The organism is Pseudomonas sp. BF-B-30 (genome assembly GCF_019956305.1).
Taxonomy (GTDB): domain Bacteria; phylum Pseudomonadota; class Gammaproteobacteria; order Pseudomonadales; family Pseudomonadaceae; genus Aquipseudomonas; species Aquipseudomonas jessenii.
In genome coordinates, this window is record NZ_JAHBDG010000077.1 from 65,534 (window position 1) to 84,040 (window position 18,507).

Annotated in this window: 14 protein-coding genes, 1 pseudogene and 1 riboswitch; of the genes and pseudogenes, 9 read left to right on the forward strand and 6 right to left on the reverse strand. The window is 60.9% G+C overall.

Features of this window, described 5'->3' with window-relative positions:
- Positions 1-24: 24 nt before the first annotated feature.
- Positions 25-648, forward strand: coding sequence for an SOS response-associated peptidase (locus KGB29_RS26255; protein WP_150756218.1), 624 nt, complete (start codon positions 25-27; stop codon positions 646-648).
- 111 nt (positions 649-759) lie between these two features.
- Here the strand turns inward: KGB29_RS26255 and KGB29_RS29050 are convergent, their stop codons facing one another.
- Positions 760-1,602, reverse strand: coding sequence for a methyl-accepting chemotaxis protein (locus tag KGB29_RS29050; protein WP_371318439.1), 843 nt, complete (start codon positions 1,600-1,602; stop codon positions 760-762).
- Between the two features lie 12 nt (positions 1,603-1,614).
- A pseudogene (locus tag KGB29_RS29055) lies at positions 1,615-2,901 on the reverse strand (HAMP domain-containing protein); the annotation flags it as partial.
- Between the two features lie 271 nt (positions 2,902-3,172).
- Between KGB29_RS29055 and KGB29_RS26265 the strand changes: the two are divergent.
- The gene (locus KGB29_RS26265; RefSeq protein WP_150815207.1) at positions 3,173-3,991 is read left to right on the forward strand and encodes a M48 family metallopeptidase; all 819 of its coding nucleotides are present in this window, start codon (positions 3,173-3,175) and stop codon (positions 3,989-3,991) included.
- 165 nt (positions 3,992-4,156) lie between these two features.
- Here KGB29_RS26265 and KGB29_RS26270 read toward each other — a convergent pair whose 3' ends face one another.
- The 3 genes from KGB29_RS26270 to KGB29_RS26280 all read right to left on the reverse strand — a co-directional run bounded on the left by KGB29_RS26270 (position 4,157) and on the right by KGB29_RS26280 (position 7,002).
- Positions 4,157-4,741 carry a TMEM165/GDT1 family protein gene (locus KGB29_RS26270; protein WP_008016665.1) on the reverse strand — a complete coding sequence of 195 codons (585 nt, stop codon included), beginning with the start codon at positions 4,739-4,741 and terminating at the stop codon, positions 4,157-4,159.
- A gap of 89 nt (positions 4,742-4,830) precedes the next feature.
- Positions 4,831-4,953: riboswitch (yybP-ykoY riboswitch) on the reverse strand.
- A gap of 51 nt (positions 4,954-5,004) precedes the next feature.
- Positions 5,005-6,003, reverse strand: coding sequence for a class I SAM-dependent methyltransferase (locus KGB29_RS26275; RefSeq protein WP_008045980.1), 999 nt, complete (start codon positions 6,001-6,003; stop codon positions 5,005-5,007).
- A gap of 33 nt (positions 6,004-6,036) precedes the next feature.
- Positions 6,037-7,002, reverse strand: a complete 966-nt coding sequence (locus KGB29_RS26280) for a 2-hydroxyacid dehydrogenase (RefSeq protein WP_057713340.1) — start codon at positions 7,000-7,002, stop codon at positions 6,037-6,039.
- A gap of 91 nt (positions 7,003-7,093) precedes the next feature.
- Between KGB29_RS26280 and KGB29_RS26285 the strand changes: the two genes are divergently transcribed.
- The 7 genes from KGB29_RS26285 to KGB29_RS26315 all read left to right on the forward strand — a co-directional run bounded on the left by KGB29_RS26285 (position 7,094) and on the right by KGB29_RS26315 (position 17,718).
- Positions 7,094-7,723, forward strand: coding sequence for a LysE family translocator (locus tag KGB29_RS26285; protein ID WP_150815205.1), 630 nt, complete (start codon positions 7,094-7,096; stop codon positions 7,721-7,723).
- Positions 7,724-7,912: 189 nt separating this feature from the next.
- Positions 7,913-9,595, forward strand: a complete 1,683-nt coding sequence (locus KGB29_RS26290) for a fatty acid--CoA ligase (protein WP_150815204.1) — start codon at positions 7,913-7,915, stop codon at positions 9,593-9,595.
- 339 nt (positions 9,596-9,934) lie between these two features.
- On the forward strand, positions 9,935-11,839 hold the full coding sequence (locus tag KGB29_RS26295; RefSeq protein ID WP_057713343.1) for a DUF1302 domain-containing protein: 1,905 nt from the start codon (positions 9,935-9,937) through the stop codon (positions 11,837-11,839).
- Positions 11,840-11,867: 28 nt separating this feature from the next.
- Positions 11,868-13,232 (forward strand): DUF1329 domain-containing protein, encoded by a 1,365-nt coding sequence (locus tag KGB29_RS26300; RefSeq protein ID WP_150815203.1) that lies wholly within the window; start codon positions 11,868-11,870, stop codon positions 13,230-13,232.
- A 176-nt stretch (positions 13,233-13,408) separates the two neighbouring features.
- Positions 13,409-16,147 carry a LuxR C-terminal-related transcriptional regulator gene (locus KGB29_RS26305; protein WP_090457630.1) on the forward strand — a complete coding sequence of 913 codons (2,739 nt, stop codon included), beginning with the start codon at positions 13,409-13,411 and terminating at the stop codon, positions 16,145-16,147.
- Between the two features lie 90 nt (positions 16,148-16,237).
- Positions 16,238-16,879, forward strand: a complete 642-nt coding sequence (locus KGB29_RS26310) for an MBL fold metallo-hydrolase (protein ID WP_057713346.1) — start codon at positions 16,238-16,240, stop codon at positions 16,877-16,879.
- 104 nt (positions 16,880-16,983) lie between these two features.
- Positions 16,984-17,718, forward strand: a complete 735-nt coding sequence (locus KGB29_RS26315) for an OmpA family protein (protein ID WP_057713347.1) — start codon at positions 16,984-16,986, stop codon at positions 17,716-17,718.
- 274 nt (positions 17,719-17,992) lie between these two features.
- On the opposite strand, the gene KGB29_RS26320 is transcribed toward KGB29_RS26315, so the two are convergent.
- Entirely contained in the window at positions 17,993-18,427 is a 435-nt protein-coding gene (locus tag KGB29_RS26320; RefSeq protein WP_008045970.1) for a YhcB family protein, read from the reverse strand.
- Positions 18,428-18,507 lie beyond the last annotated feature (80 nt).

Below are 18,507 nucleotides of genomic sequence, written 5' to 3' on the forward strand. Positions count from 1 at the left end.
TTTGATCAAGAGTCGTGCTGCCCCATGTGTGGACGTTATGCCCTGTTTCGCTGGAACCCCGCCTTCGCGGCGCTGCCCGGTTTTCCCGCCGACCAGCAGGCGCAGTGGAACATCTCCCCCAATGATTCGGTGTTGATGCTACGGGCCGAGCCAGACGGCCAGCGCACGCTGGCCCGCGCCCGCTGGGGCCTGACGCCACCCTGGCTGACCGATCTGTCCCGCACCCCGGCCCACGCCCGCGCCGAAACCGTTGCCGAACAGCCGATGTTTCGCCAGGCTTTGCGCGAGCGCCGCTGCCTGTTGCCGGCCAATGGTTTCTACGAATGGCGCGGCACGACGCGCAAGCGCCCGTATTGGCTGACACCAGGGGAGGGCTCGTCATTATTTTTTGCGGCGATCTGGGAGGCGTATCCGGTACAGGAGCAGGTGTGGCTGAGTACCGCCGTGATTACCCAGCCGGCAGCGAGCCAGCGGCGGCCGTTGATTCTTGATGAGGCGGGGCAGGCCGCGTGGCTGGATCCCGAGACGCCGCTGCATGTTTTGCAAGCATTGCTGGCCAGTGAGCCTGCCGCATTGCGCGAGCGGGTCCTGGCCAATATGGTGAATGATCCGAAGCTCAATGGGCCGGAGTGCCTTACTCCGGGTTGAGCTATTGGGTGGCTGAACCGGCCCCATCGCGAGCAAGCTCGCTCCCACAGGGAATTTGTGACGCCACAGATCCAATGTGGGAGCGAGCTTGCTCGCGATGGGGGCTTCGGATCAGACCCGGAACTGATTGATCAACCGCCGCTGCTGCTCAGCCAGTTTGGTCAAGTCCGCACTGGCCGCACTCGACTCATCCGCCCCACCGGCCACTTCATTGGCCACCTGGCCGATGTTGATCACGTTGCGGTTAATGTCGTCCGCCACGGCACTTTGCTCCTCGGCCGCGCTGGCAATCTGGGTGTTCATGTCGTTGATCACCGACACTGCCTGGGTAATGGTTTCCAGTGCTTCGGCGGCCTTCGATGCGTGCAGTACGCTTTCGTCCGTGCGGTTCTGGCTGTCCTCCATGACTCGCACCACATCCCGGGTGCCTTGCTGCAGTTGCTGGATCATGGTCTGGATTTCTTCGGTGGCCTTTTGCGTCTTCTGCGCCAGGTTACGCACCTCGTCGGCCACCACGGCAAAACCTCGGCCCTGTTCACCGGCACGGGCGGCTTCGATGGCTGCGTTCAGGGCCAGCAGGTTGGTCTGCTCGGCGATCCCGCGAATGGCGGTGAGGATGGCGTTGATGTTTTCGCTGTCCTTGGCCAGGGTTTGCACCACGCCGACGGCCCGGCCGATCTCCACGGCGAGGGCACCAATGGAGTTCGAGGTGTCGCGCACGATCTGCATGCCCTGGCTGGCGGCCTGATCGGCATGGCTGGCGGCCTGTGCGGCCTGGGTCGCATTGCGCGCGACGTCCTGGGCGGTGGCGGTCATTTCCTGTACGGCGGTGGCCACTTGATCGATCTCGGCCATTTGCTTGTGCACACCGGTGTTGGTGCGGATGGCGATGTCGGCGGTGTGTTCCGACGAATCGCTGACACTCTGCACCGAAGTCACCACTTGGGTGATCATCGCCTGCAACTTGGCCAGGAAAGTGTTGAAGCCTTTGGCGATCGAGCCCAGTTCATCGGCGCGATCGCTGGTCAGGCGTCGGGTCAGGTCGCCTTCGCCCTGGGCGATATCGTCGAGCATGGCCACCATCTGCTTGAGCGGGCGGGCGATGCCGTGGCCCACCAGCCAGATCACCAGCAAGCCGATACCGGCAATCACCAGGCCAACCATCGCCATGCCGAAGGTGTCGGATTTGCGCTGCGCGTCCAGGTCGGCCTGGAGCTTTTGCAGGTCGGCCATGACCGCATTCAGCGGCAACTGCAGCATCAGGGTCCAGCGGGCGTCGGTCTGGCCGATGCCGAACGGCAGGTACAACTCGATCCGGCCCTGGGCCTTGTCGACGGTATAGGTGACTTCGCCGCGCTTGAGATTGGCCATGTTGGCGATCTGTTTGCTGTCGAGGATGTCGCTGACCTTCTCGCCGAATTTGCTCGAATCCTTGGTGTAGGCAACGATCCGGCCATTGCCGCCGATCAGGGCCATTTCCCCGGCGCCGCTGTAAAGCTTCTGGTTGGCGCCCAGGAGCATTTCCTGGATGAAGTTCACCGACAGGTCGGCGCCGACGATGCCCTGGAAGGCACCGTTGAGCATGATCGGTTCAATAAAGGAGGCGAGCATGACGATTTTGTCGCCCACCTTATAGGGCGCCGGGTCGATCACGCAGGATTTTTTGGTTTCTTTCGAGCACAGGTAGTACTCGCTGGCGCGCACACCGGTGGACAGGGTTTTCTGGTCGTCGACGTCCACCAGTTTGTCCAGGCCCAGGGTGCCGTCGTCGTTGCGGAACCACCAGGGCAGGAAGCGCCCGTTGCTGGCGTCGATGCCGACCACCTGGGTGCCGACGTAGGCCGCATCGTTGTGATCCAGTGCGTCTTTTTCCCAGCCGATGTAGGTGCCGAGGATTTTCGGGTTCTTGACCACGTTTTCCTTGATCAGGCCGATCAGTTGCTCGCGGCTCAGGCTCAGTGAAGGCTGGCCATCGGCACCCGGTGTGCCGATCAGGGCGTTGACCCGCACCAGTCCGCCGGCAATCAGCAGCGGTGCTTCGAGTTCGCGCTGGATCTGGCTGACCTGGGTTTGCGCCAGGGACGTCAGGCGTTGTTCGATGACTTGCTCGAATTGGGCCTGGGTCCGCTCCTGGACCATGTCTTGCGTCCGGGCGCCGGAGAACAGTGCGTACACAACCAGCGCTGCCACGACACTAAGGACAATGGCGCCGGCAAGGGCCGCCACGGAAAACTGGATCGACTTGAATTTCATGGGGGCTCCGCACGCGAAAGGACATCTGCCCAGGTGTATCGGCAGGGTGACGGGCGGGCATGAGCGCGGGCAGTTGAAAGGACCGTTTTGGCGTGCCGGATGTCGTAATTGAATCAATGAGCGGCGTGATGGGCTGCGGGTTGTCGTCGTATGTGAATTTTTTCTACGGCGATGAGAGCTTTGTCCGAATTGTGCGTCTTACGTCCATTGTATCTGGCGTCGATACATTTCCACGCCTAGGATACGCGGCATGTTTTCAGGGAGTTTTTTGATGAACAAGATTTTGGTTGTCAGTGCACTGGGCGCGGCGCTGCTGCTCGCCGGCTGCCAGTCGGTCAATACCACCAAAGGCGGCGCTGTAGGCATTGAGCGCAAGCAGTACATGTTCAGCATGTTGTCCTCGCAACAGGTCGACCAGATGTACGCCCAGTCCTATCAGAAAACAGTGGGCGAAGCGTCCAGCAAGGGTGTGCTGGACAAGACCAGCAATGAAGCCCGGCGGGTTCAGGCGATTGCCGACCGGCTGATTGCCCAGGCGCCGAACTTCCGTCCGGACGCGGCCCAGTGGAAGTGGGAAGTCAACCTGATCAAGAGCGATGAGCTCAACGCCAACTGCGGCCCTGGCGGCAAGATCATTTTCTACACCGGGTTGATCGACAAACTGCAACTGACCGACGATGAAATCGCCGCGATCATGGGCCATGAAATCGCCCACGCCCTGCGTGAGCACGGTCGTGAAGCGATGTCCAAGGCTTACGGCATCGAAATGGCGAAGCAGGGCGCGGGTACCTTGCTCGGGTTGGGGCAGGACAGCCTGGCCCTGGCCGATACCGTGGCCAACTACGGCATGACCTTGCCCAACAGCCGTGCCAATGAAAACGAAGCGGACCTGATCGGCCTGGAACTGGCCGCCCGCGCCGGTTACAACCCGAATGCCGCGATCACCCTGTGGAACAAGATGAGCAAGGTCTCGGAAGGTTCACCACCGGAGTTCCTGAGCACTCACCCGGCGTCGTCGAGTCGTATTGCGGCGTTGCAGGCGGCGATTCCGAAGGTCATGCCGCTTTACGAGCAAGCCAAGAAGTCCTGATAGTCATGTGGTGAGGCTGCTGGCCTCTTCGCGAGCAAGCCCGCTCCCACAATAAATCTCCATTGACTGCAAACTTTGTGTGCACTGGAGACCCAATGTGGGAGCGGGCTTGCTCCGGGCGGCGTTCCGACGAAGAACGATAACGCGGTCTAACGACCTGTCGCGTCAAACCCACCCGCTGCTCTGCATCGCCTTGTACACCGCGACAATCGCCAGGATGAAGAACGCCGATGCCGCCAGTCGACGGATCAGGGTCAACGGCAATTTGTCCGCGGCAAAGTTACCGGCCAATACCACGGGCACGTTGGCAATCAGCATGCCGAGGGTGGTGCCGATGATCACCAGCCACAATTCTGGATATTGCGCAGCCAGCATCACGGTCGCGATCTGCGTCTTGTCGCCGATTTCCGCCAGGAAGAACGCGATCAGCGTGGTCAGGAACGGCCCGAACTTGCGGGCGGTGCTGGCTTCGTCGTCATCCATCTTGTCCGGGACCAGGGTCCACAGCGCCGTGGCGGCGAAGCTCGCGGCGAGGATCCAGTGCAACATCGTATCCGAGAAGAAACTGCCGACCCAGGCGCCCACTGCACCGGCGGCCGCATGGTTGGCCAGGGTCGCGGCGACGATACCCGCGATGATCGGCCAGGGCTTGCGGAAACGGGCAGCGAGAATGAGCGCGAGCAGTTGCGTCTTGTCGCCGATTTCGGCCAAGGCAACGATTGCGGTAGGTACGAGTAGTGAATCCAGCATCAGGGTTTTCCTAAGGGGCGGGTCGACACGGCTATGACACGTACAGCCTCCCCGCCCCGGGTAAGGTGTTCGTGTCATAGGTCTTGTCAAACCCTGCGATCCATCTGATGTGGATGCTTGGGTCGCATGCGCCATGGTCTGAGGACCAAGTATGTTGACGCATGCCGGACGAGCGTGGCGCTCGTGGGAGACTACTCCCCTAGGACGGAGCGGATTCTGCCTTTGCAAAACCCATTCGGCAAGCCTTCTTTTTCAAAGAAGTTCTATCCGCGCTTGGCTCGGTAGATCCGGAAGCCCTGTCCTTCGGCCTTGATCGCGCACACACCAAGATGCTCTTCGATCAACGGTTGATACTTCAGGAAGCTGTTCGCTACCAAGCGAAGTTCGCCACCGTTTTTCAGATGTTTGGCCGCTTTTCGCAGCAAATTCTCCGTTGCGAAATAGTCGGTGTGCACGCCGACATGGAACGGCGGATTGCTCAGGATCGCACTCAAACCCATTGGGGCGGCATCAATGCCGTCACCGGTTATCACCTCGGCTTCCAGACCATTGGCCGCCAGGGTCAGGCGACTGCTGGCAGCGGCAAAGGCATCCACATCCAGCAACGTGACCTGGTTATGCGGGTAACGACGTTTCACTGCCGCGCCCAAGACCCCTGCACCGCAGCCGAAATCGAGCAAATGACCGCTGGGCAGTTTGTCCAGATGTTCCAGCAGCAGCGCGCTGCCGCGATCCAGGCGACCATGGCTGAACACCCCCGGCAGGCTGATGACCTTCAACGGGCCTTCGGCCAGCGGCAATTCATAGGTCTGCGCCAGGCTTTCCAGCGGTTTGGCTTCAGGTGCGTTGGCCACGGTGACCAGCCAGAGCTGGCAGTGGCGCGCGCTGTCGAGTTTGCGTGGCTTGCCGAACGGGTTGAGTTGTTTGGCGGCGCCTTCGATGCCGCTTTTTTTCTCGCCGACCAGGTACAGCTCGCGGCCAGCCAGCCGCGACGCGAGGGCGTTGAGAATGTAGTCGGTCAGGTCCTTGGCCTTGGGCAGAAACACCACCGCTGTATCGAACTCGCGCTCGGGAGCATTCACACCAAAATGGCTGCGCTCGGCGAAGCGGGCGTCCAGCGCGGCCTGATCGCCGGCGTGCCAGCACCAGCCATGAGCTTCGGGCAGACGGCCCAGCAAGTCGTCGGCGGGCAAGCCGGCCAACAACACCGAGCCCTGGAATAACTCGGCCTGACGAAGCAGTACTTCACTGCGCGGATCCATAACTGCTCCTGTGAAAAAAAGTGCCGCAGTTTATCAACTGACGACCCGCAGCGCCTTACCGCTGAAGTATCCCAGTGCGTTTTCGGTCACTTGGCCAACGATTCGCTGGCGCGCTTCACGGCTGCCCCAGGCGTTGTGCGGGGTGACGATCAGGCGCGGGATGTCATGGGCCAGCAGCGGATTGCCGTTGACGGGAGGCTCGACGCTCAGCACGTCAGTGGCGGCGCCGCCCAGATGCCCGTTGCGCAAGGCGTTGGCCAGCGCCTGTTCGTCGATCAGGCCTCCGCGGGCGGTGTTGACCACGAACGCGCCGGGTTTCATCGCGGCCAGTTCGCGGGCGCCGATGAAGTGACGGGTGTGTTCGTTGAGCGGGCAGTGCAGGGTCAGGGCATCGACTTGCGGTAGCAGTTCATCCAGTGGCAGGCGGTCCGGCCGGGCAGGGCGCCCTGGAATTTGCCCCAGCACAACGCGCATACCGAAGGCTTCAGCCAGCCGTGCGACCGCGCCGCCCAATTCGCCATGGCCCAAAAGACCAAGGGTTTTGCCTTCGAGTTCGACAATCGGGTAATCCAGCAAACAGAATTGTTTGGCTTGCTGCCAGCGGCCTTCGCCGACGGCTTTTTGATAATCGGCCAGGCGCGTGGCCAGGTTGAGCAGCAGCATGATCGTGTGCTGCGCCACCGACGGTGTGCCGTAGCCCTGGCAGTTGCACACGGTAATCCCGTGGGCGCGGGCGGCGGCGAGGTCGACATTGTTGGTGCCGGTGGCGGTGATCAGGATCAGCTTGAGATCAGGGCTGGCGGCCATGGCGGCGGCATCGATCAGGATCTTGTTGCTGATGGCGACGGTGGCACCCTTGAGGTGTTCGATGACTTGATCGGGCAAGGTCTGGGCGAACAGTTGCAAATCGCCGAAACAACTGCGCAGCGGGTCGAGGTCAAGGTCGCCGAGGTCCAGGGACGGGTGGTCGAGGAAAACGGCGCGGCGGGTGTTCGTCATCAACTGTACCTTTTGTGCAATGAACTGAAGGCGTAATCTGCCGAGCCTACCAGATGAAATAACTAGTTACGCTTGGCCTGAAGGAGCCCCCATGTACTGGACAGAGTTCTTGACCGTTGCCCTGATTCACCTGCTGGCCGTGGCCAGCCCTGGCCCGGACTTTGCCGTGGTGGTGCGCGAGAGTGTTACCCACGGTCGTCGCGCGGGTACCTGGACCGCGCTGGGCGTGGGCACGGCGATTTTCCTGCACGTGGGTTACTCGCTGTTGGGTATCGGCCTGATCGTGTCCCAGTCGATCGTGCTGTTCAATGCTTTGAAATGGGCCGCCGCCGCTTACCTGCTGTACATCGGTTACAAGGCGCTGCGCGCGCAACCGGCCAAATCTGTGGCGGACGACCTGCACAAGGAGGCCGGCGAGCGCACCGCCCGTGGTGCCTTCACCTCGGGTTTTGTCACCAACGGTCTCAATCCGAAAGCCACGCTGTTCTTCCTTTCGCTGTTCACCGTGGTGATCAACCCGCACACGCCGCTGGCCGTGCAGGCCGGGTACGGGGTTTACCTGGCGGTGGCGACAGCGATCTGGTTTTGCCTGGTGGCGATGTTGTTCAGCCAGCAGCGCGTACGCGCCGGTTTCGCCCGCATGGGCCATTGGTTCGACCGGACCATGGGCGCGGTGCTGATCGCGATTGGCGTGAAGCTCGCTTTTACCGAGATGCATTGATCAGATATCTATCCTTGTAGGAGCAGCCGGTCGACGCTCCTGCAGATGATCAAACCTCGCAAATGATGGCGTAACGCTATCATTCGTGGGGTTCTGCAAATCATTCCTTTGGCTGATTTGGCTGACGTTCAAGGGCACTACAGTGCGTACTTTCAGTCACGACCGTGCAGTCAGATTAAAGGGATTATTATGTTGCAGACTCGCGTTATCCCCCCGGCCGAAGGCGCTTACCAGTACCCGCTGTTGATCAAACGGCTGCTGATGTCCGGTGCCCGTTATGAGAAAACCCGCGAGATCATCTACCGCGACAAGTTGCGCTATAGCTACCCGACCCTGATCGAACGGGTAGCCCGCCTGGCCAACGTGCTGACAGCGGCCGGAGTCAAGCCCGGGGATGCCGTGGGTGTGATGGACTGGGACAGCCATCGTTACCTGGAATGCATGTTCGCCATCCCGATGATCGGTGCGGTGATCCACACCATCAACGTGCGCCTGTCGCCGGAACAGATCCTCTACACAATGAACCACGCCGAGGACCGCTTTGTGCTGGTCAACAGCGAGTTCGTCGGTCTCTACAAGGCCATCGAGGGGCAACTGACCACGGTCGACAAAACCCTGCTGTTGACTGACCTGCCGGAAAAAACCGCGGACCTGCCGAATCTCGTCGGCGAATACGAACAACTGCTGGCCGCGGCGAGCCCGCAATACGACTTCGAGGACTTCGACGAAAACTCGGTCGCGACCACGTTCTATACCACCGGCACCACCGGCAACCCCAAGGGCGTGTACTTCACCCATCGGCAACTGGTGCTGCACACCATGGGCGTGTCGACCATCATGGGCGCGATCGATAGCGTGCGCCTGCTGGGCACCAACGACGTGTACATGCCGATCACCCCGATGTTCCACGTGCACGCCTGGGGCTTGCCGTATGTGGCGACCATGCTCGGGCTCAAGCAGGTGTATCCCGGCCGCTATGACCCGGAGTACCTGGTGGAGTTGTGGCGCAAGGAAAAGGTCACGTTCTCCCATTGCGTACCGACCATTTTGCAGATGGTCCTCAATGCCAAGGCCGCGCAGACCGTCGACTTCGGCGGCTGGAAAATCGTCATCGGCGGCAGCGCCCTGAACCGCACGTTGTACGAGGCGGCCAAGGCCAAAGGCATTCAGCTGACCGCCGCCTACGGCATGTCGGAAACCGGGCCACTGGTTTCGTGCGCACACCTCAACGATGAATTGATGGCGGGTACCGAAGACGAACGCACCACTTACCGGATCAAGGCCGGCGTACCAGGGCCGCTGGTGGAGGCGGCGATCGTCGACACCGAGGGCAACTTCCTGCCCGCCGATGGCGAGACCCAGGGCGAACTGGTGTTACGCGCGCCGTGGCTGACCGAGGGGTATTTCAATGAGCCGCAGAAGGGCGCCGAGCTCTGGGCCGGAGGCTGGCTGCACACCGGTGACGTGGCGACCCTGGACAGCATGGGCGTGATCGACATTCGTGACCGGATCAAGGACGTGATCAAGACCGGTGGCGAGTGGATCTCCTCCCTGGACCTGGAAGACCTGATCAGTCGTCATGCGGCGGTACGTGAAGTAGCAGTGGTGGGGATCCCCGATCCGCAGTGGGGCGAGCGGCCGTTTGCCCTGCTGGTGCTCCGTGAGGGGCATGCAATCGGGGCGCGGGAACTCAAGGAACACCTCAAGCCGTTTGTGGAGCTGGGACACTTGAGCAAGTGGGCGATTCCGAGCCAGATCGCTCTTGTTACTGAAATTCCCAAGACCAGTGTCGGCAAGCTCGACAAGAAGCGCATTCGCGTCGACATCAGCGAGTGGCAAGCCACCAACAGCACCTTCCTCTCGACGCTTTAAGCGTCACCTGGCGTGCTCGAAAGGGCACGCCAGCCCCCACCAAGCAAGCGCTTGGCTTGTCAAAACGAAATTTTCAGCCATCCTTGCCGTGCCGACGGGTGTCGGACTGGCGAAAGGACTGTTCCAGAGTGGCTGGCAGCTGCAAATCACACTTTAGAGGGATCAAGCGCTACTACCTGCTGGCTATAGTCCACTCAAGGATTTTTAAGAACGGGGCAACCGCACGAACCGGGGCGATGCAACTTTGGAATGACTTTGGGATGCCATGGCTCCCGGTTATCCACAGCGTTTTTAGAAGTGCTCTTGCCATAAAAATAAAATGCACATGGAGTAGCGTCGATGACATCAGCAAACCAGTTCTGGCGCCGGGCGAAACTGCCCCTGGCTGTCAGTCTTGCCTCTACGCTCGCCGGGCCAGCATTCGGCGTCAGTTTCAACGTCGGTGAAATCGAAGGTCAGTTCGACTCATCCCTGTCGATCGGTGCCAGTTGGTCTACCGAAAGTGCCAACAAGAACCTCATCGGTGTCAACAACGGCGGCAAGGGTCTGTCCCAGACTTCTGATGACGGTCACCTGAACTTCAAGAGCGGGGAAACTTTCTCGAAGATCTTCAAGGGCATCCATGACCTTGAACTGAAATACGGCGATACCGGTGTTTTCGTCCGTGGCAAATACTGGTACGACTTTGAACTGAAGGACGAAAGCCGTCCGTTCAAGGACATCAGCGACGACAACCGCAAGGAAGGCGCCAAGTCTGCCGGCGGCCAGATCCTCGACGCCTTCGTCTACCACAACTACTCCATTGCCGATCAGCCAGGCTCCGTGCGTCTGGGCAAGCAGGTCGTGAGCTGGGGTGAAAGTACCTTCATCGGTGGTGGCATCAACTCGATCAACCCGATCGACGTGTCCGCGTTCCGCCGTCCGGGGGCCGAGATCAAGGAAGGCCTGATCCCGGTCAACATGTTCTATGTGTCCCAGAGCCTGACCGAAAACCTCTCGGCCGAAGCGTTCTACCAAATTGAATGGGACCAGACCGTTGTCGACAACTGCGGCACGTTCTTCTCCCAGCCAGACATCGTTGCCGACGGCTGCGACGACAACCTGCGCGTACTGGCCAAGCGCTCGCAAATTCCGGCCATTGCCCTGGGGCCTTTGGCCGCCAACGGCGTCGACGTCAACAATGAGGGTGTTCTGGTGCGTCGTGGCCCCGATCGCGATGCCCGCGACAGCGGCCAGTGGGGCGCGTCCCTCAAGTACATGTTCGATCCGCTGGACACCGAGTTCGGCGCCTACTTCATGAATTACCACAGCCGTGCGCCGATCTTCAGCGCTACCGGTGCGCCGCAGTCGGTCTACAACACTGCAGCGGCCCTCCAGGGCGGCCCGTTCGCCGCACTGGCGCCATTGCTGGTGGCGGGTAATTCGCAGTACTTCATCGAATACCCGGAAGACATCCGCCTCTACGGCCTGAGCTTCTCCACCACCCTGCCTACCGGTACGGCGTGGAGCGGTGAGATCAGCTACCGTCCGAACGCTCCGGTGCAGCTCAACTCCACCGACATCCTGTTCTCCGGTGTTCGTCCTATAGGCAATAACAACCCGAACAACCCGTTGACCAATGCATCGCTGCTTACCGGCGTGCCGGGTCAGGACCTGCACGGGTATCGTCGCAAGGAAGTCACCCAGTTCCAGACCACTCTGACGCACTTCTTCGATCAGGTCATGGGCGCCAGCCGTCTGACCCTGGTGGGCGAAGTGGGCGTGACCCACGTTGGCGGCCTGGAAAGCACTTCCGACGTTCGTTATGGCCGCGATCCGGTCTACGGTCCGGGTGAATTGCCAGCCTCTGGCGCGCTCAATACCTGCGTGACACTCAACAACAGCACCATCAGCGGTGCCGGCCCGGGTACGCCGACCAACAACCGCAGCCGCAACTGCACCGACGAAGGCTTCACCACCGCGACTTCATGGGGCTACCGCGGTCGTGCCATCTGGGAATACAACGACGTGTTTGCCGGTGTGAACCTCAAGCCAAACGTAGCCTGGTCTCATGACGTGGAAGGCTACTCCCCTGGGCCTGGCGGCAACTTCGAGGAAGGCCGCAAGGCGGTGAGCCTGGGTGTCGACGCCGAGTACCAGAACACCTACACCGCGAGCCTGGCCTACACCAACTTCTTCGACGGCAGGTACACCACCGTGGATGACCGCGACTTCGTTGCGCTCAGCCTCGGCGTGAACTTCTAAGCACTGAATTTTCAGGACGAACGAACATATGAAAATAACAAAGAGTCTGTTCCACGCCGGTGTTCTGGGGCTTTCACTGCTGGCGACCAGCGTCATCGCAGCGGTTCCCCAGGCCGAAGCCGACAAACTGGGCAAGAGCCTGACCCCGATGGGCGCTGAAATGGCGGGTAACGCCGACGGTTCGATTCCGGCCTGGAAACCGTTGCCGAAGAACGCCGGAGCGGTCGACAGCAAGGGCTTCCTGTCCGATCCGTACCCGGGTGAAAAACCGCTGTTCACCATCACGGCGCAGAACGTCGACCAGTACAAGGAAAAGCTTGCCCCGGGCCAGTACGCGATGTTCAAGCGCTACCCGGAAACCTTCAAGATGCCGGTCTATCCGTCCCACCGCGGTGCCACCGTGCCAGATGAGGTGTTCGCCTCCATCAAGAAGAACGCCACCAACACCAAACTGGTGTCCGGCGGCAACGGCCTGGAGAACTTTGAAACCGCCATTCCGTTCCCGATCCCGAAAAGCGGCGTTGAAGTCATCTGGAACCACATCACCCGCTATCGCGGGGGCAGCGTGACCCGCCTAGTAACCCAGGCCACGCCACAGCCGAACGGCTCGTTCAGCCTGGTGTACTTCCAGGACCAGTTCGTGTTCCGCGACAAGATGAAGGACTACGATCCGGCGAACCCGGGCAACATCCTGTTCTACTTCAAGCAGAAAGTGACCGCGCCGGCGCGTCTGGCCGGTGGTGTACTGCTGGTTCACGAAACCCTCGACCAGGTCAAGGAGCCGCGCTCGGCATGGGTCTACAACGCCGGCCAGCGTCGTGTGCGCCGTGCGCCGCAAGTGTCCTATGACGGCCCGGGTACCGCAGCCGATGGCCTGCGTACCTCCGACAACCTGGACATGTACAACGGTGCACCGGATCGTTACGACTGGAAGCTCGAAGGCAAGAAAGAGATGTACATCGCTTCCGATGCCTACAAGCTCGACGATCCGAAACTCAAGTACACCGACATCATCAAGGCCGGTCACATCAACCAGGACCTGGCTCGTTACGAGTTGCGTCGTGTGTGGCATGTAGTTGCCACCCTGAAGGAAGGTCAGCGTCACATCTACGCCAAGCGTGACTTCTACATTGACGAAGACACCTGGCAGGCAGCGGTCATCGACCATTACGACGGTCGCGGTCAACTGTGGCGCGTCGCCGAGGCCCATGCCGAGAACTACTACGACAAGCAAGTGCCGTGGTATGCCCTTGAAACCCTGTACGACCTGCAATCGGGTCGTTACCTGGCGCTGGGCATGAAGAACGAAGAGAAGTCGGCTTATGACTTCGGCTTCACTGCCACCACCAGCGACTTCACCCCGGCCGCCTTGCGTCAGGATGGTGTTCGCTAAAGTGAACTGAGTAGAGGCCGCACCCTCTGAAAACGCCCCGACTGGTTCGGGGCGTTTTTTTTTGCTTGTAGACTTTTTGTAGCCATTTGTAGCAATTACCTTCATTCCCTATCCGTTTACGGCTAGTCTGCGGACATCTGCAACGCCGCCACCCGCAATTCAAACAAGAGCCGGCTATGACTGATTTGTCTACATCCCCAGGTTCTGCAAACGTTGCTGTCGCGACACTCGACGGGCGCTTCTTCCGCCCGCCGTTGCCCGACGGCCATGTGCTGCGTCCACGTTTGTGCGAGCGCCTGAGTGCCGGGCTCGGTGGCAGGTTATTGCTGGTCAGCGCACCGGCAGGGTTCGGCAAGAGTTCGTTGGCGGTGGAGTTTTGTCAGGGGTTGCCGGCGCACTGGCAAAGTCTCTGGCTGGGGTTGAGCCCGCGAGACAGTGACCCGGGACGTTTTCTCGAACGCCTGCTGGAAGGCCTCCAGGACTACTTCCCGCACCTGGGCAGGCAATCGCTCGGGCTGTTGAAAATGCGCCAGCGCCATCAGCCTTTCGCATTCGAAGAATGGCTGGATGGCCTGCTCGACGAATTGGCCGAGCACTTGTCCACCGCGACGCCATTGCTGCTGGTGCTGGATGATTACCATCTGGCCCAGGGGCCGGTACTGGACCGTTGCCTGCAATTTTTCCTCAATCATCTCCCTGATGGCTTGCTGGTGATGGTCACCAGTCGCCAACGTCCCGACTGGCATCTGGCGCGGCTGCGGCTGTCGCGACAACTGCTTGAATTGCATGAACAGGATCTGCGCCTGACCCACGACGAGGCCTTGAGCCTGCTCGACCGGCATAGCAGTTCCTTGCGCGGTGAAGCGCTGGAAAACCTGATCCAGCGCAGCGAAGGTTGGGTCGCGGGGTTGCGTTTCTGGCTGCTGGCCGCCTCGGAGGCGGGTACCGACGGCGCGCTGCCGCAATCCTTGCACGGCGGGGAAGGGCTGATCCGCGATTACCTGCTCGAAGAGGTCATCGATTGCCTGCCCGCCGAGGTCCAGTCGTTCCTCTACGACACGGCGCCCCAGGAACGTTTTTGCAGCGAACTGTGCGACGCCGTTCGCGACGCCCATGACAGCGGGGAAATCCTGCGCTTCCTGCTCGCCCACCAGGTGTTCCTGGTGCCGCTGGACGAGCATGGCCACTGGTATCGTTACCACCACCTGTTTTCCGATCTGTTGCGCACGCGCCCGACTTCCCAGTCGATGGTGCCGGCCGCCAGCCTGCACCTGCGTGCCTGCCGGTGGTTCAATGCCCAGGGACTGCTCGATGAGGCCGTAGAGCAGGCCTTGCGCGCCGGTCACCTGGACGTCGCGGCGAACCTGGTGCAGAACCTCTCCGAGGAGCAACTGCTGGCCGAGCAGAATGTCGGCATGTTGCTGCGCTGGAAAATGGACTTGCCTGACAGCTTGCTGATCAGCACGCCGCGGCTGATCGTGCTCTATAGCTGGGCGTTGGGGATGGCTTGCCAACTGGATGCCGCCGAAGAGCTGGCCAGCCATTTGAGCCGTTTCCTGCCTGCTCCGTCGGCCACCGCACAGAAGTCGATGCTCGCTCAATGGCTGGCGTTGAGCGGCATCATTGCCCGTGGACGCGGCAACCGCGAACTGACGCTGCGGTACTGCCGCGAAGCGTTGGAGAGTCTTCCGTCCAAGCGTTACGGCCAGCGCCTGATGTGCCTTTCGACCCTGTCCAACCTCGCCATTGCCGACGGTGATTTGTGGCGGGCACGGGGATTGAACCGCGAATCGCTGGAGTTGGCGCAACGGGTCGGCAACCCCTTGTTCGAAGCACTGGCGCACTACGATCGCGCCCGGGTGTTGCAAGCACGCGGGGAAATCTGTCGGGCGCTGGAAGAGGTCCGTCAGGGAATGCAGCGCCTGCAGAGCTTGCCTGCGCAACGGCTTTATGCGGTTCGCGCCCGGCTGACCTTGTACGAGGGCTTTTTGCTGGCCCTGCGCATGCAGCCGCAATTGGCGCGGGTGCGATTGCAGGCCGGTTTGAGCGAGGCGCGCGCCTGCCGTGACATCAGCGTGCTGATCGGCCACTGCGTGATTGCCAGGCTGGAAGGCAGCAGTGGCGAGTTCGCCAAGGCCTTTGCCGAGCTTGCCGAAGCCGAACGGCTCATGCACATCTGGGATGTGCCACCGATCTACTACCTGGCCATGATCACCCTGGTCAAATGTGAACTCTGGTTGGCCCAGGGGCGCACCGATCTGGCCGAAGCCTGGCTGGCGCGCCTGGGACAGACCTATAACGGCGAAAACGCGGCGGCACCACCGGAGTTCCACCCGCAATTGCCGCTGCATATCGAATTGCAGCAAGCCTTGCTCGACGTCATCCAGGGCCAACCGATGCTGGCCGAAGGGCGTTTGAATGCACTGCTCGAACATGGCCAGCAAAGCGGTCGGCAGATGCTCAGCGCCATGGCGCTGACCCAGAAAGTGGCGTTGTTGCTGGGTAGCGGACGGGAACCGGAAGCACGCAAGGCACTGGCCCAGGCGCTGGACGCCGCCGGCGGAGGGGTGCTGCAACCCTTCGAGGGCTTGTTGGCCGAGCACCCGGACTGGCTGCGTGGGCAGCTTCAAAGCTGTCCGCCAACCCCCGTTTCCCTGAGCCTCAGTGAAAAACTGCCGGCATTGGCTGCCCGTCCCGGGCTGGAGTCCTGCGCAGCCGCGGAGCAACTCAGCACCCGGGAAATGGCGGTCCTGCGATTGATCGCCCAGGGCTGTTCGAACCAGGAAATCAGCGATCAGCTGTTTATTTCCCTGCACACGGTCAAGACCCACGCCAGCCATATCAATAGCAAGCTCGGGGTCGAGCGACGTACGCAGGCGGTGGCGCGAGCCAAGGAATTGGGGGTACTGGGTTAAGGATTTTTCACGTTACACATCGCGGCCATTGGCTGGATACTCAATTGTGAGAAAATCACTCATCCCCCGTTTATCGAGCAGGCCCCGCCGATGTCCCAGCAACCCACCCTCATTCGCGAAACCTTCCCCGTCGGCCCGTTGCAGTGCAACTGCACGATCATCGGCGATCCGGTAACGAAAAAGGCCATCGTCGTCGATCCAGGTGGCAATCATGAGCTGATTCTGGCGCGTCTCGACGCCCTGGGGCTGAAAGTGGTCAGCATCATTCACACCCACGCCCACCTCGATCATTTCCTGGCTTCCGGTCAACTCAAGGAGAAAACCGGCGCGACGCTGCATCTGCACAAGGAAGACCAGTTTCTCTGGGACAACCTGGAAATGCAGTGCCAGATGTTCGGCGTTCCTTATACCCCGGTGCCGTCCCCGGATCGCTGGCTGGCCGATGATGAAGAACTGGCCTGCGGCTGCGGTGTGGCGCTGCACACGCCAGGTCATACGCCGGGCTCCATGAGCTTCTGGTTTTCCGAGGCCAAGCTGCTGATTGCCGGTGATACGCTGTTTCGTCGCGGCGTCGGACGCACGGATTTGTGGGGCGGCGACCAGGCGACCATCGTGCGCTCGATCAAGCAGCGGCTGTACACCCTCGACGAAGACGCAACCGTGGTGACCGGGCATGGTCCGGACACCCGCCTGGGCGATGAAATGCGCGAAAACCCGTTTGTTCGGGGCTGATTTGTAACATTCGGAATTTTTACCCGTTAACATGATCCAACGCCCGCAAAGGCTGATGCCTTGGTCCGTTGCACCACAGAATGCAAAAAAAGTAGGAGCTTTACATGTTCACCATGCGTCGTTTGATGATTGTCGCTACTGCCGTGGCCGTACTGTCCGGCTGTGCCTCGCCCAACCCTTATGACGGCCAGCCGCAGGGTCAGGCGGATGGCAGCTCCCAAGGCATGAGCAAGACCGCGAAATACGGTGGCCTCGGCGCTCTGGCCGGTGCGCTGGCCGGTGCTGCGATCAACCACGATAACCGTGGCAAGGGCGCACTGATCGGTGCTGCGGTGGTCGGTGCTTCCGCCGCCGGTTACGGCTACTACGCCGATCAGCAAGAGAAAAAGCTGCGCGCCAGCATGGCCAACACCGGTGTTGAAGTGCAGCGCCAGGGCGACCAGATTAAGCTGATCATGCCGGGCAACATCACGTTCGCTACCGATTCGGCGAACATTGCCCCAAGTTTCTATCAGCCGCTGAACAACCTGGCGGGCTCGCTCAAAGAGTTCAACCAGAACCAGATCGAGATCGTCGGCTATACCGACAGCACCGGCAGCCGCCAGCACAACATGGACCTGTCCCAGCGTCGCGCCCAGAGCGTGGCAACCTACCTGACCTCGCAAGGTGTCAGCGGTGCCAATCTGAGCGCTCGTGGCGCCGGTCCGGATAGCCCGGTCGCCAGCAACGGCGACGCCAATGGCCGGGCGCAGAACCGCCGTGTAGAGGTCAACCTCAAGGCGATTCCGGGCCAGCAGTATGGTGGTCAGCAGCAAGGTCAGGTTCAGCAGTACCCTTGATCGTCTGATTGAACCCCAGGCGTAGAAAAGCCCGCTCGATCTTCTACGGATCGGGCGGGCTTTTTTTTGTCGTCAGTTCCGGCCCCTTCGCGGGCAAGCCCGCTCCCACAGGTCATGTGTTGGATGCAGATTTTGTGTACGACATCGACCATTGTGGGAGCGGGCTTGCCCGCGAAGAGGCCAGGCCAGGCAGCAGGAATCTGGAACGGACAGAAACAAAAAAGCCCCCGGACCAGTGAAAGTCCGGGGGCTTTTTGTATGGCGCGAAAGCTGATTACTTCTTCAGGCCATAATGCTCATCGAGCATGCCCGGCGAGTTCGGGGCTTTCGGTGCGTAGTCGCGAGGCGGCTCCTGATCGCGCGGTGGCGTCAGGCGTTCACGGGGTGCCTGCGCCGCGTCGGCGTGCAGGGAAGCCAGCAGGCGTTGGCGAGTCTGTTCGTCCAGGGCCAGGCGGTTGGCGCCCTCGGCGAGATGGTCCTGCACTTCCTGATAGCTCTGAGTCAGTTTCTTGACCAGTGTCGCGGTGCTGTTGAAGTGGGTCACCACCTCGTTCTGATAACTGTCGAAACGTTCCTGAATATCGTCCAGCTGACGCTGCGTGCGGCTGGGCGCGGCGTTCGGTGCAACGCGAGCGATCAGGAACCCAATGGCGACACCCACAACCAGGGCAAGAGTCGGTAACAACCAAACTAAGAGCGAGTGTTCCACGAGTCCTTCCTCTATAAACGGCTTTGCTTTACGTTAACGGCTCGAACCTGCGCTGTATACCGCGATTCACTCGCAATAGA